Origin of the sequence: Rhodococcus sp. KRD162 (assembly GCF_017168335.1) — a bacterium.
Lineage (GTDB): Bacteria > Actinomycetota > Actinomycetes > Mycobacteriales > Mycobacteriaceae > Rhodococcoides.
On sequence record NZ_JABFAU010000052.1, the window covers coordinates 1 to 2,751 of the forward strand.

Annotated in this window: 3 protein-coding genes; all 3 read left to right on the forward strand. The window is 63.9% G+C overall.

Annotation, left to right across the window (positions count from 1 at the left end; genetic code table 11):
* Positions 1–87: 87 nt before the first annotated feature.
* Positions 88–972, forward strand: a complete 885-nt coding sequence (urtB, locus tag J1M87_RS25740) for an urea ABC transporter permease subunit UrtB (protein WP_206492547.1) — start codon at positions 88–90, stop codon at positions 970–972.
* The gene (urtC, locus tag J1M87_RS25745; RefSeq protein WP_206492548.1) at positions 969–2,060 is read left to right on the forward strand and encodes an urea ABC transporter permease subunit UrtC; all 1,092 of its coding nucleotides are present in this window, start codon (positions 969–971) and stop codon (positions 2,058–2,060) included. The genes urtB and urtC overlap by 4 nt, the downstream gene beginning before the upstream one ends.
* A partial coding sequence (locus J1M87_RS25750; protein WP_206492549.1) for an ABC transporter ATP-binding protein occupies positions 2,057–2,751 on the forward strand: 695 nt, incomplete at its 3' end. The genes urtC and J1M87_RS25750, both read left to right, overlap by 4 nt.

Sequence of the window (2,751 nt, forward strand, 5' to 3'; positions counted from 1 at the left end):
TCCGACCTCAACTGACCACCACCCATGTGAGTGGAACTTCGGAGCCTGCTCCGAAGTTCCACTCACATGCTCCGAAGGAGCTTTCCTATGGACGTCGTGATCGGACAGTTGTTCACCGGCCTGTCGATCGGTTCTATTCTTCTGCTCGCCGCCCTCGGGCTCTCGCTGACGTTCGGTCAGATGGGGGTGATCAACATGGCCCACGGCGAGTTCATCATGGCCGGCTCCTACACCGCCTACGTGGTCCAGCAGATCGTCTCCGCCGGCGGCGCATCACTGCTGATCTCCCTGATCGTCGGCTTTCTGGTCGGCGGCGTCATGGGTGTGCTGCTCGAGGTGACGCTCATTCAGCGGATGTATCACCGACCACTGGACACCCTGCTCGTCACCTTCGGTGTCGGGTTGATCCTGCAGCAACTCGCCCGCGACATCTTCGGAGCTCCGGCGGTCAACGTCGTGACACCGGACTGGCTACGCGGCGGTGTCGACATCCTCGGTGCCGTGGTCCCCAAGACCCGCATCTTCATCCTCGTCCTCGCGATCGTCGCGGTGGTGGCGTTGTCGGTGGCGTTGAAGAAGACCGCGATGGGTCGACGCATCCGCGCGGTGGTGCAGAACCGGGATCTGGCGGAGACGTCGGGCATCTCGAGCCGCAGGACCGATATTTCGACGTTCTTCCTCGGCTCCGGTCTGGCCGGTGTCGCCGGCGTCGCGCTGACCCTGATCGGCTCGACCAGTTCCACGGTGGGACAAAGCTATCTGATCGACGCGTTCCTGGTCGTCGTCGTCGGTGGCCTCGGCCAGATCAAGGGCGCGGTGATCGCCGCGTTCGCGCTCGGCATCCTCAACTCGTTCATCGAGTACAGCACCACGGCCTCGATCGCGAAGGTCATCGTGTTCGTGCTCATCGTGATCTTCCTGCAGGCCCGCCCGCAAGGATTGTTCGCCGTCAAGACAAGGAGCCTGGTATGAGCGAATTCCTCGCCAAACGCGGCGCGTTGCTGGGGTTCGCGGTCGCCGCGATCGTGTTGTTCGCCGTCGCCCCGGCCGTCCTGAGCGACTTCCGGCTCAGCCTGCTCGGCAAATTCATCTGCTACGCCATCGTCGCGGTCGGTATCGGGTTGGCGTGGGGGCGCGGGGGAATGCTCACCCTCGGCCAAGGAGTGTTCTTCGGCATCGGTGCCTACATCATGGCCATGCATTTGAAGATCTCCGACGCCGCACTGCGCGGCGACGACGTCCCGGACTTCATGTCCATCGCCGGCATCCGCGAACTGCCCGCCTACTGGGTGCCGTTCACCTCACCGATCACCACCATCCTCGGCATCGTGTTCGTCCCGGCCCTGGTCGCGCTGGTCCTCGGGCTCGGGGTGTTCAAACGCCGCGTCAAAGGCGCCTACTTCGCCATCCTCAGCCAAGCCCTCGCTGCCGCGTTCGCGATCCTGCTGATCGGGCAGCAGACCACCGGCGGCTCCAACGGCCTCAACAGATTCCGCACGTTCTTCGGGTTCAACCTCAACGACCCCGCCAACAAACAGATGCTGTTCTTCATCGCCGCCGCCGTCCTGCTGGTCGTCGTCGCGATCACCCGGCAGCTGATGTACTCCCGCTACGGCGAACTACTCGTCGCGGTCCGCGACCAGGAAGAACGCGTCCGCTTCCTCGGCTACGATCCCGCCAACGTCAAAATCGTCGCCTACGTCACCGCCGCCTTCTTCGCCGGCCTCGCCGGAGCACTGTTCGTGCCGATCGTCGGCATCATCTCCCCCAACGACGTCGGCATCGTCCCGTCCATCGCATTCCTCATCGGAGTCGCGATCGGTGGCCGCACCACCCTGCTCGGCCCGGTCCTCGGCGCACTCGGTGTCGCGTGGGCGCAAACCACACTCTCCGAGCAGTTCCCGTCCGGCTGGACCTATGCCCAAGGTCTGCTGTTCGTGGTCGTCGTCGGATTCTTCCCCGCCGGCATCGCCGGCCTGTTCGCCCTGCGCAAACGTAAGAAGGCACCCGAACCACACCCCGAGCCGAGCGACGAGCCAGAAAAGGAACTGACCCGATGATCCATATCGAAGGCCAGCACCCCACATTCGGCGGCAACGCCGGCATGTCCAGCCAGTACCTCGAAGTCCGAGACCTGACCGTCAGCTTCGACGGCTTCAAAGCCAACACCAACGTCGACCTGACCCTCATGCAAGGCGATCTACGGTTCCTCATCGGCCCCAACGGCGCCGGCAAAACCACCCTGATCGACGCCATCACCGGCCTCGTCCCAGCCACCGGGTCGGTCACCAAATCCGGTGTCGAACTGCTCGGCAAAAAAGTCCACCAGATCGCCCGCCTCGGCATCGGCCGCACCTTCCAGACCGCCAGCATCTTCGAGAATTTGACGGTCCTGCAGAACCTGGATATCGCCGCCGGGTCCGGACGATCAGCACTGACGATGCTACGACGCCGCAGATCGGTGCTGCCGCAGATCGAACAGGCCCTCGACACGACCGGCCTGACCGGCGAACGAGACAAGCCCGCCGGCATCCTCGCGCACGGGCAGAAACAATGGCTGGAAATCGGAATGCTGCTGGTGCAGAACGCCGACGTGCTCCTGCTCGACGAACCCGTCGCCGGGATGAGCCACGAGGAACGCGAACAGACCGGCCAACTGCTCCAACGCATCGGCGGTGAGCGGACGGTGGTCGTCGTCGAACACGACATGGACTTCATGCGTATGTTCGCGACCTCGGTGACGGTATTGGC

Excerpts from the sequence above, each read along its gene's own strand:
- urtB (WP_206492547.1), top strand. The coding sequence starts at position 88 with ATGGACGTCGTGATCGGACAGTTGTTCACCGGCCTGTCGATCGGTTCT.
- urtC (WP_206492548.1), top strand. The coding sequence starts at position 969 with ATGAGCGAATTCCTCGCCAAACGCGGCGCGTTGCTGGGGTTCGCGGTC.